This is a genomic window from Pseudomonas sp. LBUM1640 (assembly GCF_059716225.1).
The window spans coordinates 5,308,654-5,325,946 of sequence record NZ_CP166816.1 but is presented as its reverse complement, the minus strand read 5'-3'; the positions used below and the strand labels follow the sequence as shown (position 1 = coordinate 5,325,946).

Sequence of the window (17,293 nt, the reverse complement as noted above, 5' to 3'; positions counted from 1 at the left end):
CGGGCAGCTCCCATCAGGAGCTGCCCGTTTTTTTTGCCGCGACCTTTAGTCTTTAAAGATCGTCGTCTTTGTCAAAGCGCCGCGCTTCACGCTGCAATTGGTACACAAAGCGCTCCACCTGGCGCTGCACCAAGCCGCTCATGTTGTGGAAGCGCACGCCGGCGAACGTGGTGTTGATCTTGTCTTCGAAGTGCAGGTAACGCAGTTCGACAGAGGTGGTCATGCTGCCGAAGGGCAGGGCGGCGATAAAGCGGTCGTAGACTTGGCCCAGTTGCAAACGCTCGGAGATGTCGCCTTCAAAGCGCAGCTTGCAGCCGGTGGCGGAGATATCCAGTAGTTTGCCGCTGACGGGGGCCTTGAGCTTTTCGCCGCCCAGCTCGATGTTGACCAGCTGTGCCAGCTTCAGCGCAGCGCGGAAGGCGTTGCGGCGCTGATGGTAGACCACCTCGTCGGGCATGCTGCCGGTATAGATGCGGTGGCCGCCTTTTTCGCTGATGGTCAGCGTGCCGTTGCTTTCCCAGGCGATACGCACGCCATCATGAAAGCCTTCGATTCGAAAGGGTTCGCCATTCTCAAGATAGCGTTCGCCGTCACGCGGAACCATTTCGTCCAGGGCCAGCGTCTTGCTGTCCCGGTCAACGTCTACCAGATAGCTTTGGAAGCGCTGGCTGCGTTCGTGGAAAGTGATGATCAGCGGATCATGGCTTTCTTGCAGCATCCGCAACGTGCCGGCGATTTCCAGAGGCGTGGTGAGCACCTTGGGTGGCTGCGGGGCATCTTCCGCATTAAGGGCGTTGAACACGGTTCTTCCATCTCCAGACAAAATACGACTACACGCAAGAACCGGCATTTTGCCAGCATGTAGCGCGCCTTGGATAGGGCGCGCTGTAAACCGGCGTCAGGCTTGGCTGCGGGTGCTTGGCTTGACCAGGCGTGAAGTGGAGCCTTGGGCGTTGTACAGGGCCGGAGGCTCTCCGCCGTGAAGTATGCGCAACTGGTTGGCGGTCGTCGCTTGCTGCAGCTGGATCGACTGACCGTTAAGCAGGTTGGCTTCCTGGCACTGGGCGAGCAATTGATTGAGTGCGGTGCTCTGCGTCAGCAACTGATCGCCAACCGAGGAGTGGCTGGCCAGTTGTGCGAGGCCGTCATGATCAGCCGGGAGGCCCAGGCTGATGAGAATTTCGCTGCGCTTCTTGCCATGCTGCTCCAGCAGCACGATCAGCGACTGTTTGCGCGCCAGGATTTCTTCCAGCAAGCGCATATCCCGGCCGTACAGGGCCAGGGACTCTTCTTTGAGCAGCTCGAGCAAATGTTGCGTCGGCGCCAGATCATCAATGATCAGTTGAAGCAAATGTTCGTCGTGGTGCATGGCTGGCCTTGGGTTTTAAGCGTCCAAAAGCCCTGCGCAGGCCTTTGCCTAGCGCTCGGCTTCGAAGTTAAGCAGTTTGCTGGCTACACGGTTGCTGTCGACTTTATAGCTGCCATCGGCGATTGCCTGTTTCAATTCGGCCACACGGGCTTTATTGACAACCGGCTGGTCGCGCAGCGAGTCAGTGACCTTCTGCAACTGTTGAGCCTCATTGCTCAGGTGTACGGATTCCCCGCTTTGGCTGGCGCTGGCCTGTTCTGCTTTGGCAGCAGGAGCTGGCTGGGCCTTGGCTTCCACGCTGTCCTTGGCACCGCTGGTGCGCGTGTTGCCGGGCAAAGCCGGGGTGTTATTCAAACGACTGAAATCGATGACCATGTTAAAAAAACCTCTGGGTATTTGGACGCTTGCCATGTTTTCGGCCATACCCGGACAAACTTTAGGCTCGATTGACAATAAACCTGCACGTGCGGATGTCTCACGCACAGTGTAGGAAAAGCAGGCGTCCTGTGCCAGTAAACTATAAAGCAACCTCGACTTGCCCGGGTGCCGTTACTTGCGCCTTGATCACCCGGTTGGAGTTGAGGTTTTTGACCCTGATCTGTTCGCTCATGCCGCCGTTGGACAGCGCTTCACCCGGCATTTTTACGGTCAGCCCGCCACTGCTGGCGGAAATGACCACCTGATCGCCTTTGCGAATCACCTCGGCCTGCTCCAGATGGACCAGAGTGATAACTTGGTCGGCGACCATTGGTCGGGTAAGTTTTTGCCCCACCGCCTGGTCAAGCGAGGTGAGGTAGCCCTGATTGATCAGGCTTATATCGCGTTCACGCATGGCCACGTCGTCGAAACCGATGATGCCGGTGCGTTTTAATGGCCGTGTCACCACCACCACATCGCGGAACAGTTTCACCTGTGCCGGTACGAACACAGTCCAGGGCGAAGCGCCTTCGCAGCGCACTTTGACTGTCACACGGCCGATGGGCTGGGCCGGGCTTTCCAGGGTGGCTGTCAATTCCTTGTCGCACATTGGCATGCGCAAGCGCGGGTCCAGTTGGTTGACCTGAATTTCATATCGCCCAGGCGTCTGTGTGGTTGCCAGATAATCTTCTACAGTGAACTCAAGAAAGCCTTGAGTGACGCCGATAAGGAGATCAGGCAGGGTGACATTATCTGCACGGGCCGTGGCGCCTGAGCCCACGGCAAACAAAGCCATCGTGACGCAGAGCAATCTGCAGTACCGTTGGAGGTTGGGGCGTCGGGAAACTGTCGTTTTGATATCCATGAATAATAAATAGCAAAGCTCGTGCCGTTTAGTGTTGGGTGCGCGTCGCACCCCCAAAGGTTTTAGCGTAGGAGTCTGGGCATGGCAGGAGTAATGGATTCAGTAAACCAGCGTACACAGCTGGTGGGGCAGAACCGCCTGGAGCTGTTGCTTTTTCGCCTCGATGGCAAGCAGCTATACGGCATCAATGTGTTTAAAGTTCGGGAAGTGTTGCAGTGCCCCAAGCTGACCATAATGCCTAAATCCAGCCCAGTGGTCTGTGGCGTGGCCAATATCCGTGGCGCAACTATCCCGATTCTTGACTTGGCCATGGCCACCGGTTCCGCCGGGTTGCAGGATCGCCAGAGCCCGTTTGTGATTATCACGGAGTACAACACCAAGACTCAGGGTTTCCTGGTGCGCTCGGTGGAGCGCATCGTCAACATGAACTGGGAAGAGATCCATCCGCCGCCCAAGGGCACCGGTCGTGATCACTACCTCACGGCGGTGACGCGGGTTGATAACCAGTTGGTGGAAATCATCGACGTGGAGAAAATCCTCGCCGAAGTGGCGCCCACCTCGGAATCGATCTCGGTGGGTGTCGTGGATGCCGAGACGGCGCACAAGGCTATTTCGCTGCGCGTGCTGACCGTGGACGATTCTTCGGTGGCCCGTAAGCAGGTAAGCCGTTGCCTGCAAACGGTGGGTGTAGAAGTGGTAGCCCTCAACGATGGGCGCCAGGCCCTGGATTACCTGCGCAAGCTGGTGGATGAAGGCAAGAAGCCGGAAGAAGAATTCTTGATGATGATCTCCGACATCGAGATGCCGGAAATGGACGGCTATACCCTCACGGCCGAGATACGCAACGACCCACGCATGCAAAAATTGCATATCATCCTGCATACTTCGTTGTCGGGTGTATTCAATCAGGCGATGGTCAAGAAGGTCGGTGCTGATGACTTTTTGGCCAAGTTCCGCCCTGATGACCTGGCATCCCGGGTAGTCGACCGGATCAAGGCAGCAGATCACGGCTAGGGGCTTTTTCCCTGGCGGTCTTACGATTTTAGAGGCGGTATCAGTGTCTACGGGTAATTTGGATTTTGAACAGTTCCGGGTCTTCCTGGAAAAAGCCTGTGGCATATTGCTCGGTGAAAACAAGCAGTACCTGGTATCCAGCCGTCTCAACAAACTGATGGAGCAGCAGGGCATCAAGTCCCTGAGTGAGTTGGTGCAGCGCATTCAGGGGCAGCCGCGCAGCGGGCTCAAGGAAATGGTGGTCGATGCAATGACCACCAACGAAACCTTGTGGTTTCGCGACACCTACCCCTTCGAGGTGCTCAAGAGCAAAGTGCTGCCGGAGGCTATCAAGGCAAGCCCGGGCCAGCGCCTGCGTATTTGGTCGGCTGCCTGTTCTTCGGGGCAGGAACCGTACTCGATCTCGATGTCCATCGACGAGTTCGAGCGCACGAACATGGGCCAGTTGAAGGCTGGGGCGCAAATTGTCGCCACGGACTTGTCCGGCACCATGCTCACCAACTGCAAGACCGGCGAGTACGACAGCCTGGCCCTGGGCCGTGGTTTGTCCCCGGAACGCCTGCAACGTTTCTTCGACCCCAAAGGGGCCGGGCGTTGGGCGATAAAGGCGCCGATCAAGAGCCGAGTAGAGTTTCGCTCGTTCAACCTGCTCGACAGCTATGCCAGCCTGGGCAAATTCGACATGGTGTTCTGCCGCAACGTGCTGATCTATTTCTCGGCCGAAGTGAAGAAAGACATCCTGTTGCGTATCCACGGCACGCTCAAGCGCGGTGGTTACCTGTTCCTCGGTGCGTCCGAGGCGCTGAACGGCTTGCCGGAACATTACCAGATGGTGCAGTGCAGCCCCGGTATCATTTACCAGGCCAAGTGATCGGCGTTTGAGCATAAAAAAACGGGAGGCCCCGCAAAGGCCTCCCGTTTTTTATGCGCGCAACGTTCCGACGGCGCCGCATCGGATGTAGTCAGGGCCGGGGTATCATTCGGATATTGCCAAGGATTATGGAGTGAGGCCCGTTGTTGGGCACCGTCGCGTTGAAAATACCTAGCCGCCCATCACCTGTCGTGGTGGCCGCGTAGGTTCCGTTCCCGGTTTGCGGCTGGGCTTGAGTGATGTTCTGTACGGTGGGACCGATTCGGGTGCCATTCATCGTCAGATACAAGGTCGAACCATCGCTGGTGGCCGCGCCGCCAATCACGACAAAGCTGAAGTCGTATGTGCGCCCTGCGATCATGGGTACGGCACGGGTGATGATATGGGCGCTGGCTGCCCGGCTGTTTGGCACGTCAACGACCACGCTCGAATTGATCACGTGCAGCAACATGCCCACATAAGGCCCCTGCGGTACCCAGCCCTGGAATGAGCCATCGCTGAAATCCCATATTGTGGGTGTAGGTGGAGTAACGATGGGGCTTGGGTTGATGTTCACCCTCACGGTGGGGGCTGGGGAAATTTGCAGGTTGCGTATGACCTGCAACACCAGACTTATAGTAGTTCCCGTGCTGGCTACCACGAAGGTCCTTGGTATGAGTATTTCGCATCGTGGAGCGTTTTGGGCAATGTAAAAGCTTTGATTGTGCTCACCGCCAAGGACGCTACTGAGCAACCTCAGAAATATCTGGTCTCCTGCAAGCATGGGGAAATCCAGGGTCAATCTGGCAGAGTCTCCGACGATAGTACGGGTAAAAAAATTCGGGATCGGGACCGCCGAATCCTGGTCGATAAATTTTGGTGCCGGGAGATTTAGCATTTTTGATGTCTCAGCAATGCGATGAAGTAACGTCTGCCCGATCAGACACCTGGGTGGGGGGTACCGCAACTGTCAGAACTGACAGTGCTGACGAGTGGTTAGGAATGGTTAGGAATGGTCAATCTTGAAAGTGGTGTTCTCCCCTCATGTGCTTCAATCCAAAAAAAGCGGCAATCCCATTGCCGCTTTACTGGCGCCACGCGGAAACCCGTTGCCGCTTTTCTGGCATTGCCGCCGGCAACCTCCCCGCAAACCCTTGAGTTACGGGGCTCTGGAAAACTGGCATGGGCCTTGCTATGACCTTGTTACGAAAAGCAGGTCAGCCTAAAGGTTTCCGCCATGAGCATCAGCTTCGATAAAGCGCTCGGTATCCACGAACAAGCCCTGGGCTTCCGCGCCCAGCGTGCCGAAGTCCTGGCTAACAACATTGCCAACGCCGACACCCCGAACTACAAGGCTCGGGACCTGGACTTCTCCGCCGTGCTCGCCGCACAGCAGGACAAGACCAAGAACGGCACCTTCGCCTTGAACATGACCAACAGCCGTCATATTGAAGCGCAAGGCCTGGGCAATGGTGACGAGTCGCTGCTGTATCGCACGCCGATGCAGCCGTCGATCGACCAGAACACCGTCGACGCCCAGCTGGAACAATCGGCCTACGCCGAGAACTCGGTGAACTTTCAGGCCAGCTTTACCCTGCTCAACAGCAAATTCAAAGGGCTGATGTCAGCCCTGCGTGGAGAGTAAGCCATGTCCTTAGCCAGTGTTTTCAATATTGCCGGCAGTGGCATGAGCGCGCAGACCACGCGTTTGAACACCGTCGCCAGTAACATCGCCAACGCCGAAACCGTGTCTTCGAGCATTGACCAGACCTACCGCGCCCGTCACCCGGTGTTCGCCACCATGTTCCAGGGCGGCCAGGCTGGCCAGAGCGGTAGCGGCGATTCGCTGTTCCAGAACCAGGATGCCGCCGGTCAAGGTGTGCAGGTGCTCGGCGTAGTGGAAGACCAGAGCAATCTGGAGGCGCGTTATGAGCCTAACCACCCCGCCGCGAACGAAAAGGGTTATGTCTACTACCCCAACGTCAACGTGGTCGAGGAAATGGCCGACATGATCTCCGCCAGCCGCTCGTTCCAGACCAACGCGGAAATGATGAACACCGCCAAAACCATGATGCAGAAGGTCCTGACCCTGGGTCAGTGATAAGGGGCGCCAAATAATGGCCATCGTTGATACGACTAACAACACGGCAGTCCAGGACCTTTTCAATTCCAAGGTCAAGACCGCGACGGACAACAGCAGCCTCGGTAGCGCTGCCAATGCGGCGACGGGTAACCAGTCGCTGGGCAAGGACGCATTCCTGCAACTGCTGGTGACCCAGCTCAAAAACCAGAACCCGCTGTCGCCTCAGGACAACGGCGCGTTCGTGGCGCAACTGGCGCAGTTCAGCAGCCTGGAAGGCATCAACACCCTTAACGACTCGGTGAATGCGATCTCCAGCAACTTCAGCTCCTCGCAAGCGCTGCAAGCATCGTCGCTGGTGGGACGCTCGATCATCACCCAAACCGACAAGGCCATGGTTGATACCAGCAAGAGCATGACCGGCTCGGTGGCGGTGACGGCGGCCACGGGTAACGTCTCGGTGAAGATCACCGACAAAGACGGCAACGTGGTGCGCACCCTCGACATGGGCGCCCAGAGCGCCGGCGATGCCAGCTTTATATGGGATGGCAAGAACGACAAGGGTGAGGTCGCACCAGCCGGCACTTACACCTTTGCGGCCACCACCAAGAATGACAAAGGCGATTCGGTTGCCATGGCAACGTCGTTGCCGGCAACCGTCACCAGCGTGACGTTGAGCAAGACCGGCGGCGAAATGCTGCTGAACCTCGCGGGCGGCATGGGCAGCGTCAAGCTGTCGCAAATTCAGACTATCGGTACATAGAGCCGGCTAAATACGGCAGAAGGAGAGAAACATGTCTTTTAACATCGGCCTTAGCGGCCTCTATGCGGCCAACAAACAACTGGACGTGACCGGCAACAACATTGCCAACGTTGCGACCACTGGCTTCAAATCGTCCCGTGCCGAGTTCACGGATATCTATGCAGCGTCCAAGCTGGGCACCGGCCAGAACAGCATCGGCAACGGTGTGAACCTGGCGGCGGTGTCCCAGCAGTTCACCCAGGGTGATGTGAACAACAGCGGCGGCATCCTGGACATGGCGATCCAGGGCGGTGGCTTCTTCGTACAGAAGGGTAGCGACGGTTCACTGGAATACACCCGCAGTGGTGCGTTCCGTGCCGACAAAGACGGCTACATCACCAACAACACCGGTACTTCGCGCCTGCAAGGTTATGCGGCCGACGATAACGGCAAGATCAACAAGGGCGGCCTGACCGACCTGCAACTGAACCTGTCGAATCTGCCGCCGAAGGCCTCTACCAAGGTGGATTCCACCAGTAATCTGAACTCCTCGGAGCCGGTGATCGACCAAACGGCCAAGCCGTTTGATCCTACCGACACCAGCACCTTTACCACCCAGTACAGCACCACCTTGTACGACTCCCAGGGTAACGCGCACCCGATGGTGCAGTACCTGGTTAAAACCGACGGCAACAAGTGGAATGCCTATACCCTGATTGATGGTCGTAACCCGGATGGCAGCCCGCCTACAGGTACTGGTGCTGTCGCGCCTGTGCCGTCCACCTTGACCTTTGATGGTGCCGGCAAGCTCACGAGCATCGTCGGCCCTGCTGTGTCCGGCACCACCCTGACCATTACCGGTTGGGTCCCTGGTACAGTGACTAACGGCGTATGGACGAAAAACGGCGCGGATGCCAACCCTACGGGCATTGCCATCAACATGGCCAGCATCACCCAGTACAACTCGGCTACCTATCGCAACCCGCCGACCACTGACGGTTATGCCACCGGCCAGATCACCGGCTTGAAAATCGACGGCAGCGGCGTACTGTTTGCAACGTTCAGCAACCAGCAGAGCAAGGCGATCGGCCAGATCTCCCTGGCCAGCTTCAATAACGAGCAGGGCCTGCAGCCTGCTGGCGGCACCACCTGGAGGGAGACCTTCGCGTCTGGCCAGCCGGGCTTTGACACCCCGCAAGCTGGCACCTTGGGTTCGATCGTGGCCAACTCCCTGGAGAACTCCAACGTCAACCTGACCAACGAGCTGGTGGACCTGATCAAGGCCCAGAGCAACTACCAGGCGAACGCCAAGACCATCTCTACCCAGAGCACCATCATGCAGACCATCATTCAGATGACCTGATGCTGTTGGCCTGACGCGCAAGCGCAACGAAAGCCCCTCGATCGAGGGGCTTTTTTTGCCTGTCATTTGGCATCAGGCACGACTCCCACCGCCCGCCCGATTACGAGACCACCTGTTTTTGCTGGAACTGACTACACCCTTCTTTCCACTTATCAAGCCAGAGGCTTTGGGTCTTGTCATTACAAGGGGGCGGTATGTGGAGTTCGTCGATGCCTGGCCATGGAGCTGGGGCTGTGCGATATGACGTGGGTAGTGCAGGGCAGTACCAGGGCGGCGTAAGCCGCGCTGAAGAAAAAAAGGCTGATCCGGATTCCAATAAGGAAGTTGTCGGCAAGCTGCTCAAAGCGCTTGATGTCGCCGAGAAAACGTCCAAGAACCAGACCGTCCAGGATCTGCGTGACAAGCTGAATGAAAAGAGAGCGGAGCTCGGGGACGAGAAGTTCAAGGCGATCCTTGAACAGTTAAAGAAAGAAATGTACGGAGATTTGCTCGCGCTTTTGAAGCGGCTGTTTCCGGATCTGTTTCCTGATGACGCGGATACGTCACCGCCCTCATCACCACCGTCAAGTGCTCGCAGTGCCGGTGGTGATGGCGGCGGTCGCGTAAGAGCAGATCCAGCCAATTATGGCGCGGCTCAATCCATGAGTGACAAGCCGTTCACCGAAGGGGCTGGTTACATTGACTACAAGGTGGACAAAAATAATCCCGGGAAGAAGCCGGGGATGAACAGAGAGGCTGGCAATATCTGGAGTGGTTTCAGCCAGGGGCCGGATGGAAACTGCGTCACGGTTTCAGCGATAAAGGCTGCAATGATGAGGTTTGGCCAGAAGGCCACGGATATTTTCGAGGACGTTCGCGAATCAGGTAATGGTTGGGACGTTCAGATGCGGGACGGGGATAAGATTTACCATTTGAGAAAGGACGAACTGGAGGTGGCTGCACAGCAGGCCCGATTCAAGGGGGATGATCCTGCCATGATAACTGAAGCCAACTTCCTGTACGCCGTCAGTGCCAAGCGGGCGCAAATGGAGGGCAATGATGGCAAGACAGGTCTCACTTTCCTGGAGGCAACTCAGACTTTGAACAATACCGAGAACAGCCTTGAAGGGTTGCATCGTCTTGGGCTTAAAGCCTATGTCAGGCCGACGTCGAGTTCTTTGCTGTCAAATAGTATGGGATTAGGGATTGTGGACGATGGCCAGCACTCAATGGCGGTGATCGGCGGGAGGATAGAGTTATATGGACGGCGTGGTGGCAATCCAACGCAACCCAATGCGTTCGCACTGATCTAGAGGCTGAGAACGCTGCCAGCCATGCAAAAAAAACCGACAGCCCCAAGATGTTCAGGGCAGTCGGTTTTATAATCCCGGGCATCAAGCCCGGGACGGACTCAGCTTATTGGCAAGCTTCGCAATCCGGCTCGTCAATCGCGCAAGCCTTTGGCACTGGCGCTGGGCCGGCGGGTGCTGCGAGTACCGAATCATCACCGTGGTTGCCGCTGGAAACAGCGTTCAGCTTACCGGTGTTGATGGTCGACTTCTCGGTGCTGGTCGCGGCCAGGGCACGGAGGTAGTAAGTGGTTTTCAGGCCACGATACCAAGCCATGCGGTAGGTCACGTCCAGTTTCTTGCCCGAAGCACCGGCGATGTACAGGTTCAGCGACTGAGCCTGGTCGATCCACTTCTGACGACGGCTGGCGGCGTCAACGATCCACTTGGTGTCCACTTCGAAGGCTGTCGCGTAGAGCTCTTTGAGTTCTTGCGGGATGCGCTCGATCTGCTGCACCGAACCGTCGTAGTACTTCAGGTCATTGATCATGACCGAGTCCCACAGGCCGCGGGCTTTGAGGTCGCGAACCAGGTACGGGTTGATCACGGTGAATTCGCCCGACAGGTTCGATTTCACATACAGGTTCTGGTAAGTCGGTTCGATCGACTGCGATACGCCAGTGATGTTGGCGATGGTCGCGGTCGGCGCGATGGCCATGATGTTGGAGTTACGAATGCCTTTCTGCACGCGGGCACGTACCGGCGCCCAGTCCAGGGATTCGTTCAGGTCAACGTCGATGTACTTCTGGCCACGCTGCTCGATCAGGATCTGTTGCGAATCCAGCGGCAGGATGCCTTTGGACCACAGCGAGCCCTGGAACGTCTCGTAGGCGCCGCGCTCGTCGGCCAGGTCGCAGGAAGCCTGGATCGCGTAGTAGCTGACCGCTTCCATGGACTTGTCGGCGAATTCGACTGCTGCATCCGAACCGTACGGAATGTGCTGCAGGTACAAAGCGTCCTGGAAGCCCATGATGCCAAGGCCGACAGGGCGGTGCTTGAAGTTGGAGTTCTGCGCCTGTGGCACCGAGTAGTAGTTGATGTCGATAACGTTATCGAGCATGCGAACGGCGGTGTTGACGGTGCGTTCCAGCTTGGCGGTGTCCAGCTTGCCGTTGACGATGTGGTTCGGCAGGTTGATCGAGCCCAGGTTGCAAACGGCGATCTCGTCCTTGTTGGTGTTCAAGGTGATCTCGGTGCACAGGTTCGAGCTGTGAACCACGCCCACGTGCTGCTGCGGGCTACGCAGGTTGCACGGGTCTTTGAAGGTCAACCATGGGTGGCCGGTTTCAAACAGCATCGACAGCATTTTGCGCCACAGGTCTTTGGCCTGGATGGTCTTGAACAGCTTGATCTTGCCTGGGTACTGGGACAGGGCTTCGTAGTACTCATAACGCTCTTCGAAGGCCTTGCCGGTCAGGTCGTGCAGGTCCGGCACTTCGGAAGGCGAGAACAGGGTCCACGGGCCGTCATCGAAGACGCGCTTCATGAAGAGGTCAGGGATCCAGTTGGCGGTGTTCATGTCGTGGGTACGACGACGATCATCACCGGTGTTCTTGCGCAGCTCGATGAACTCTTCAATGTCCATGTGCCAGGTTTCCAGGTAGGCACACACCGCGCCTTTGCGCTTGCCGCCCTGGTTAACCGCAACGGCGGTGTCGTTCACTACTTTCAGGAACGGTACAACGCCCTGGGACTTGCCGTTGGTGCCCTTGATGTACGAACCCAGTGCACGCACCGGGGTCCAGTCGTTACCCAGGCCGCCGGCGAATTTGGACAACATGGCGTTGTCGTGAATCGCGTGGTAGATGCCCGACAGGTCATCCGGCACGGTGGTCAGGTAGCAGCTCGACAGCTGTGGACGCAGGGTGCCGGCGTTGAACAGCGTCGGGGTCGACGACATGTAGTCGAAGGACGACAGCAGGTTGTAGAACTCGATGGCACGGTCTTCTTTGTGCTTCTCTTCAATCGCCAGGCCCATGGCCACGCGCATGAAGAACACTTGCGGCAGTTCGAAGCGGATACCGTCCTTGTGGATGAAGTAACGGTCGTACAGGGTTTGCAGGCCCAGGTAAGTGAACTGCTGGTCGCGCTCGTGGTTGATTGCCTTGCCGAGTTTTTCCAGGTCGAAGGTGGCCAGGATCGGGTTCAGCAATTCGAATTCGATACCCTTGGCGATGTAGGCCGGCAGAGCCTTGGCGTACAGGTCGGCCATTTCGTGGTGGGTGGCGCTGTCGGCCACGCCGAGGAAGCCCAGGCCTTCGGCACGCAGGGTGTCCATCAGCAGGCGCGCGGTCACGAACGAGTAGTTCGGCTCACGTTCAACCAGGGTACGGGCGGTCATCACCAGGGCGGTGTTGACGTCGGTCAGAGCCACGCCGTCGTACAGGTTTTTCAGGGTTTCGCGCTGGATCAGGTCGCCGTCGACTTCTTCCAGGCCTTCGCAGGCCTCGGTGATGATGGTGTTCAGGCGGCCCAGGTCCAGCGGTGCAAACGAACCGTCAGCCAGGCTGATGCGGATCGACGGGTGAGCCTGTACGGCTGCTTCTTCGGCCGGGGTGCGTACCGCGCGTTCCTTGGAACGGGCATCACGATAGATGACGTAATCGCGCGCGACTTTCTGCTCGCCGGCACGCATCAGGGCCAGTTCAACCTGGTCCTGGATTTCTTCGATGTGGATGGTGCCGCCCGATGGCATGCGACGCTTGAAGGTCGCGGTGACTTGTTCGGTCAGGCGGGCAACAGTGTCGTGGATGCGCGACGAGGCGGCAGCGGTGCCGCCCTCAACTGCAAGAAACGCTTTGGTGATGGCGACGGTGATCTTGTCATCGGTGTAAGGAACGACAGTGCCGTTACGCTTGATCACGCGCAATTGGCCAGGTGCGGTGGCGGACAGATCCATATTCGAATCAGCGGCCTGCGGCACGGAGCCTTGCGGGTTCTCGCGAGTTGTGTCGGTTTGCATGGGGGGTTGTCTCCACATTCTATATTTATTTGGGCACCATCACGGTGCCCACCGTTCCGTCCTGAAGCACTTACAGCAGGCCTGGGCCTGGCATAACAACTTCGGGACAGGAGGAAGGGAGCTCATCGCGCCGCTTCCATGCCGAAGTCTTCGGTTCGGGCCTTGAAGTGCCCTTCGCCGTATTCCTGGTGGGTGACAGTTGCTCGCTTCAAGCACTGCAACACCCGTACCGCTTTCTGCTGTTGAGGCTGGAAAACGGCTGCCGTCCGCGTGCGCGGTTTGGGCTTTTAAAAAATACTTTGGTTCAACCAAACAGGAGCAAGAAAGCACTTGAGTTTCTTGTCTGATCTGTGTTTGGTTTTTTCGCTTAAAACCCTACATGTAGGGTTTTTTTAGCGCCGAGGTACAAGATAATGCGTTTTCGGGGGCTTAGCAACGCACTACCTGTGGATAACGCTGTGGGTAAAATGTGTATGAAACGTGGAATGCCCGTGTAGGCCGCAGTACTGCTGGATTACGCCGTTTGTCACCGAATATTCCAAGGCAAAAACCGTCTGTTGGATTTTTGAGGGCGCGAACCCTATCACAAAAAAACGCGATCACCGAATGGATTTCCCGGCTTGTGCTAGAGGGCTGGCCCATGGCTACAATCGGCCTTCAATAAAGGCAGTATTGTGTTTGCCATACATGACAATAATTAGAACCGAGGTAGGGCATGGAGCAAGAAACCTGGCAAATATTGATTGTCGAAGACGACGAGCGATTGGCCGAGTTGACCCGTGATTACCTGGAGAGCAACGGCCTGCGGGTGTCGGTGGAAAGCGACGGCGCGCTGGCGGCGGCACGCATCATCGCCGAACAGCCTGACCTGGTGATCCTTGACCTGATGCTGCCCGGCGAAGACGGCCTGAGCATCTGCCGCACAGTGCGCGAGCGCTATGACGGTGTGATCCTGATGCTCACCGCGCGCACCGACGATATGGACCAGGTGCAGGGCCTGGACATGGGCGCCGACGACTACGTGTGCAAACCCGTGCGCCCGCGCTTGCTGCTGGCGCGTATCCAGGCCTTGCTGCGGCGTAGCGAGCCGGCGGAACCTGTGGTCGTGGAAAACCAGCGCCGCCTGCAATTTGGCCCGCTGGTAGTCGACAACGCCCTGCGCGAAGCCTGGCTGCACAACGGCGGCATCGAGCTGACCAGTGCCGAATTCGACCTGCTGTGGCTGCTGGTGGCGAATGCCGGCCGCATCCTGTCCCGCGAAGAGATTTTCATCGCCCTGCGCGGCATCGGCTATGACGGCCAGGATCGCTCCATTGATGTACGCATTTCACGTATCCGCCCCAAGATTGGCGATGACCCGATCCACCCGCGTCTGATCAAGACCATCCGCAGCAAAGGCTACCTGTTCGTGCCCGAAGCCGCCGCCGATATGCTGCTGTGAACTCGATCTTCCTGCGCATCTACGGCGGCATGTGTGCGGCGCTGATTCTGGTTGCATTGCTGGGTGTGCTGGCCTTGCACCTGCTCAATGAAGTGCGCAGCGGCCAATACCGTGAGCGCCTGGCCCACGGCACGTTTGCGTTGATGGGCGACAACCTGCAACCCATGAGCCCCATCGAGCGCCAACGGGCCCTCGCCGTGTGGGAGCGTTTGCTCGGCATCCCCTTGGAGCTGCGCCCGCTGGCCGATGCTCAGCTGGATCTGGGCCAACGCAACCGCCTGCAACGTGGCCAGGTGCTGGTGGAGCAGACCGGGCCGCATGCGGCGCGAGTGCTGCGCCTGGTCAGCGAGCACGAACAGTGGGTACTCACGGGCGAAGTGCAGCAGATCAGCGAGCAACTGGCCCGTGCGACGATTTACCTGCTGGCTGACGAACTGGTGCGCTTCCCGGTCGCTGAGCAGCCGCAAAAATTGGCCGACATCAAGGAGGCCAAGGGCTTTGGTTTTGACATGCACCTGATGACCCTGGATCAGGCCGACATGGACGATGACCAGCGCCGCCGGGTCTCGGAAGGCGATACGGTGATGGCCTTGGGCAAGGGCGGCGATTCGATCCGCGTGTTTGCCGGCATGGTCGGTACGCCGTGGGTGCTGGAGATCGGCCCGCTGTATCAAATGAACCCCTATCCGCCGCAATGGTTGATTCTGATCGCGCTGATCAGCCTGACCCTGATCGGCTTGATCGTGTATTTATTGGTGCGCCAGCTCGAGCGGCGTCTCAAGGGCCTGGAAGCGGCGGCCACGCGCATTGCCAAAGGCAACCTGGAAGTACGCGTACCGGCGCGCGGCGCCGATTCGGTGGGGCGCCTGGCCGCTGCTTTTAATGGCATGGCCGAGCACCTGCAGCAGTTGCTGGCGATCCAGCGTGAACTGGTGCGCGCGGTGTCCCACGAACTGCGCACCCCAGTGGCGCGCCTGCGCTTTGGCCTGGAGATGATCGGCGACGCCGCTACCCCTGAGGCGCGGCGTAAATACATGGATGGCATGGACAGCGATATCCAGGACCTCGATGGCCTGGTTGACGAAATGCTCACCTACGCACGCCTGGAGCAGGGTGCGCCGGAGCTGAATTTCCAGCGGGTCGACCTCAGCGCGTTGCTCGATCAGGTGATCGGCGAATTGTCGCCACTGCGCCCGCAGGTCACGGTGACCCGCGGCGTGTGTTTGTCATCGCCGCACTGGGATGACGCCTGGGTCGACGCCGAGCCGCGCTACCTGCACCGTGCCCTGCAAAACCTGGTGAGCAATGCGATGCGCCATGCCCAGGGCCACGTGTTGATCAGTTATCAGGTGGGCCAGGTGCGTTGCCGCATCGATGTCGAAGACGATGGCCCCGGCGTGCCGGAAAGCGCCTGGGAGCGCATTTTCACGCCGTTCCTGCGCCTGGACGACAGCCGCACCCGCGCCTCGGGCGGGCATGGCCTGGGCTTGTCGATTGTGCGCCGGGTGATCTATTGGCACGGCGGGCGGGCGTTGATCAGCAAGAGCAACAACCTGGGTGGGGCGTGCTTTAGCCTGAGTTGGCCCAGGGATCAGGAGAAGGCTTGAGGTCGCTATCGCAGGCAAGCCAGCTCCCACAGGGGGGATGCATTTCAACTGTGGGAGCTGGCTTGCCTGCGATGGCGTCAGATCAGGCCCTGACGGCCACCAGACTCAACAACTGCTCCCCATCCACCCCAAATTGCCCCTCCAACTCTTTGCCATGGCACCACTCGGCCGACAGGTCGGTCAGCAACCGCAACCGCACACGCCCGGTCACTGACCACTCCAGCACCTCGGCATGCTCAAAGTAAAAGCGCTTCTGCACAATCGGGTAGAGCGCCTTGAACAAACTCTCCTTGATCGAAAACGTCAGCGTCACCAACAAAGCGACCTGCTCACGCGCCAAGGCGGCCATGCGCTGCAACTCCTCAGCGGTAAGAATTTCCCCGGCCAGGCGTTCCGCCCGTTCCAGTGTCAGCACATTCTCCAGGTCCATCCCCAGCCCACGCCATTGCGCCTTGTGCCCGACAATCGCCGCTGCATGCCCGGTGCTGTGGGTGATGGAGCCGCTGATGTGCCCAGGCCACACCGGTGCACGGTCTTCGCCGATGGCCGGCACGCAATCCAGGTGGTCGAGCTGTTGCAGCGCCGCGCGCGCGCACAGGCGGCCGGCGAGGAACTCCGCCTGGCGCTTGGCCACCGAGCGCTGGATGCTGGCCGGTGGCGGCACGGCGCTGCGCTGGAAATCACCGGCGGCTAATAAGGCCGGATCGAATCGAGTGCTCAGAAACACCGTGCCCGGCAACGGGGAGGGTAGCGGCCAATGGGCATCGAGTGGGGTGCAGCAAGCGGGTAGGGGCGTCATGCGCGGTATTTTGCGTCAGTTGGCGCGCCAGTGGATAGCCCGTAACGGTTCAGGCCCGGTTCAGAGCCTGTTCAGGGGGAGTTCAGGGGCACTTGCGTAGTCTGGCTTCAACAGCCAAACGCGTAGAGGTAAGCACCATGACTGCGATCAAAAAGCTGATGTTGGCGTTAACCATGCTCAGTGCCACGGCCGGAGTCCAGGCTTCGGATGGCGCTTTTGCGGCATTTGGTGGCGAGAAAACCAAGAAGTCCAGCAACCTGATCCAGCGCGTCAGCTTTGAAGACGCCGGCAGCCAGGCCGCGCCATGGGGCCAGTCCTTGGGCCAGGCCAACCCGCAACCGGCCTACCGCACCGGCTACGAACACCTTACGGGCCACTACAATGGCATTAAACTACGCCCGCAAGACCTGCAGGGCCGCTATGATATGCCCCTGTCGGACAGTTGAATTGCCTTGG

At 58.6% G+C, this 17,293-nt stretch carries 17 protein-coding genes; 10 read left to right on the top strand and 7 right to left on the bottom strand.

Translation table 11 applies throughout. From position 1 onward, the window contains the following. Positions 1–52: 52 nt before the first annotated feature. The 4 genes from ACA065_RS23465 to flgA form a co-directional block, all read right to left on the bottom strand. Positions 53–802, bottom strand: a complete 750-nt coding sequence (locus ACA065_RS23465; RefSeq protein ID WP_497691727.1) for a flagellar brake protein — start codon at positions 800–802, stop codon at positions 53–55. Positions 803–898: 96 nt separating this feature from the next. Beyond that, positions 899–1,369: a flagella synthesis protein FlgN gene (locus tag ACA065_RS23460; RefSeq protein ID WP_497691726.1), complete on the bottom strand. Its 471-nt coding sequence runs from the start codon at positions 1,367–1,369 to the stop codon at positions 899–901. Positions 1,370–1,417: 48 nt separating this feature from the next. Beyond that, on the bottom strand, positions 1,418–1,744 hold the full coding sequence (gene flgM, locus ACA065_RS23455; protein WP_497691725.1) for a flagellar biosynthesis anti-sigma factor FlgM: 327 nt from the start codon (positions 1,742–1,744) through the stop codon (positions 1,418–1,420). 142 nt (positions 1,745–1,886) lie between these two features. Then, positions 1,887–2,651, bottom strand: coding sequence for a flagellar basal body P-ring formation chaperone FlgA (gene flgA / locus ACA065_RS23450; protein ID WP_497691724.1), 765 nt, complete (start codon positions 2,649–2,651; stop codon positions 1,887–1,889). A gap of 81 nt (positions 2,652–2,732) precedes the next feature. Between flgA and ACA065_RS23445 the strand changes: the two genes are divergently transcribed. Continuing rightward, positions 2,733–3,665 (top strand): chemotaxis protein CheV, encoded by a 933-nt coding sequence (locus tag ACA065_RS23445; RefSeq protein WP_159959138.1) that lies wholly within the window; start codon positions 2,733–2,735, stop codon positions 3,663–3,665. Positions 3,666–3,708: 43 nt separating this feature from the next. Next, positions 3,709–4,536: a protein-glutamate O-methyltransferase CheR gene (gene cheR, locus ACA065_RS23440; protein ID WP_497691723.1), complete on the top strand. Its 828-nt coding sequence runs from the start codon at positions 3,709–3,711 to the stop codon at positions 4,534–4,536. Positions 4,537–4,627: 91 nt separating this feature from the next. Here the strand turns inward: cheR and ACA065_RS23435 are convergent, their stop codons facing one another. Then, complete coding sequence (locus ACA065_RS23435) at positions 4,628–4,993, bottom strand: hypothetical protein (protein WP_497691722.1); 366 nt, start codon at positions 4,991–4,993, stop codon at positions 4,628–4,630. Positions 4,994–5,752: 759 nt separating this feature from the next. Here ACA065_RS23435 and flgB point away from each other — a divergent pair. The 5 genes from flgB to ACA065_RS23410 all read left to right on the top strand — a co-directional run bounded on the left by flgB (position 5,753) and on the right by ACA065_RS23410 (position 9,992). Then, positions 5,753–6,160 (top strand): flagellar basal body rod protein FlgB, encoded by a 408-nt coding sequence (gene flgB, locus ACA065_RS23430; RefSeq protein ID WP_003214246.1) that lies wholly within the window; start codon positions 5,753–5,755, stop codon positions 6,158–6,160. A gap of 3 nt (positions 6,161–6,163) precedes the next feature. Next, a complete protein-coding gene (gene flgC, locus ACA065_RS23425) occupies positions 6,164–6,616 on the top strand; it encodes a flagellar basal body rod protein FlgC (protein WP_017138385.1) in 453 nt (150 codons plus the stop codon). Positions 6,617–6,632: 16 nt separating this feature from the next. Continuing rightward, positions 6,633–7,358, top strand: coding sequence for a flagellar hook assembly protein FlgD (gene flgD / locus ACA065_RS23420; RefSeq protein ID WP_497691721.1), 726 nt, complete (start codon positions 6,633–6,635; stop codon positions 7,356–7,358). A gap of 31 nt (positions 7,359–7,389) precedes the next feature. Further along, positions 7,390–8,700: a flagellar hook protein FlgE gene (flgE, locus tag ACA065_RS23415; RefSeq protein WP_497691720.1), complete on the top strand. Its 1,311-nt coding sequence runs from the start codon at positions 7,390–7,392 to the stop codon at positions 8,698–8,700. Positions 8,701–8,933: 233 nt separating this feature from the next. Then, positions 8,934–9,992: a hypothetical protein gene (locus ACA065_RS23410; RefSeq protein ID WP_497691719.1), complete on the top strand. Its 1,059-nt coding sequence runs from the start codon at positions 8,934–8,936 to the stop codon at positions 9,990–9,992. Positions 9,993–10,095: 103 nt separating this feature from the next. Here ACA065_RS23410 and ACA065_RS23405 read toward each other — a convergent pair whose 3' ends face one another. After that, positions 10,096–12,990, bottom strand: coding sequence for a ribonucleoside-diphosphate reductase subunit alpha (locus ACA065_RS23405; RefSeq protein WP_497691718.1), 2,895 nt, complete (start codon positions 12,988–12,990; stop codon positions 10,096–10,098). 715 nt (positions 12,991–13,705) lie between these two features. Here ACA065_RS23405 and ACA065_RS23400 point away from each other — a divergent pair. Both ACA065_RS23400 and ACA065_RS23395 read left to right on the top strand, forming a co-directional pair. Continuing rightward, complete coding sequence (locus ACA065_RS23400) at positions 13,706–14,431, top strand: response regulator (protein WP_497691717.1); 726 nt, start codon at positions 13,706–13,708, stop codon at positions 14,429–14,431. Next, on the top strand, positions 14,428–16,038 hold the full coding sequence (locus tag ACA065_RS23395) for an ATP-binding protein (RefSeq protein ID WP_497691716.1): 1,611 nt from the start codon (positions 14,428–14,430) through the stop codon (positions 16,036–16,038). The genes ACA065_RS23400 and ACA065_RS23395 overlap by 4 nt, the downstream gene beginning before the upstream one ends. Before the next feature lie 82 nt (positions 16,039–16,120). On the opposite strand, the gene ACA065_RS23390 is transcribed toward ACA065_RS23395, so the two are convergent. Further along, complete coding sequence (locus tag ACA065_RS23390) at positions 16,121–16,837, bottom strand: 4'-phosphopantetheinyl transferase family protein (RefSeq protein WP_497691715.1); 717 nt, start codon at positions 16,835–16,837, stop codon at positions 16,121–16,123. Positions 16,838–16,974: 137 nt separating this feature from the next. On the opposite strand from ACA065_RS23390, the gene ACA065_RS23385 reads away from it, so the two are divergent. Further along, a complete protein-coding gene (locus tag ACA065_RS23385; RefSeq protein ID WP_497691714.1) occupies positions 16,975–17,283 on the top strand; it encodes a hypothetical protein in 309 nt (102 codons plus the stop codon). The last annotated feature ends 10 nt before the right edge of the window (positions 17,284–17,293 follow it).

Excerpts from the sequence above, each read along its gene's own strand:
- flgE (WP_497691720.1), top strand. The coding sequence starts at position 7,390 with ATGTCTTTTAACATCGGCCTTAGCGGCCTCTATGCGGCCAACAAACAA.
- flgB (WP_003214246.1), top strand. The coding sequence starts at position 5,753 with ATGAGCATCAGCTTCGATAAAGCGCTCGGTATCCACGAACAAGCCCTG.
- ACA065_RS23400 (WP_497691717.1), top strand. The coding sequence starts at position 13,706 with ATGGAGCAAGAAACCTGGCAAATATTGATTGTCGAAGACGACGAGCGA.
- flgC (WP_017138385.1), top strand. The coding sequence starts at position 6,164 with ATGTCCTTAGCCAGTGTTTTCAATATTGCCGGCAGTGGCATGAGCGCG.
- flgD (WP_497691721.1), top strand. The coding sequence starts at position 6,633 with ATGGCCATCGTTGATACGACTAACAACACGGCAGTCCAGGACCTTTTC.
- flgA (WP_497691724.1), bottom strand. The coding sequence starts at position 2,651 with ATGGATATCAAAACGACAGTTTCCCGACGCCCCAACCTCCAACGGTAC.
- ACA065_RS23405 (WP_497691718.1), bottom strand. The coding sequence starts at position 12,990 with ATGCAAACCGACACAACTCGCGAGAACCCGCAAGGCTCCGTGCCGCAG.
- ACA065_RS23385 (WP_497691714.1), top strand. The coding sequence starts at position 16,975 with ATGACTGCGATCAAAAAGCTGATGTTGGCGTTAACCATGCTCAGTGCC.
- flgM (WP_497691725.1), bottom strand. The coding sequence starts at position 1,744 with ATGGTCATCGATTTCAGTCGTTTGAATAACACCCCGGCTTTGCCCGGC.
- ACA065_RS23445 (WP_159959138.1), top strand. The coding sequence starts at position 2,733 with ATGGCAGGAGTAATGGATTCAGTAAACCAGCGTACACAGCTGGTGGGG.
- ACA065_RS23460 (WP_497691726.1), bottom strand. The coding sequence starts at position 1,369 with ATGCACCACGACGAACATTTGCTTCAACTGATCATTGATGATCTGGCG.
- ACA065_RS23390 (WP_497691715.1), bottom strand. The coding sequence starts at position 16,837 with ATGACGCCCCTACCCGCTTGCTGCACCCCACTCGATGCCCATTGGCCG.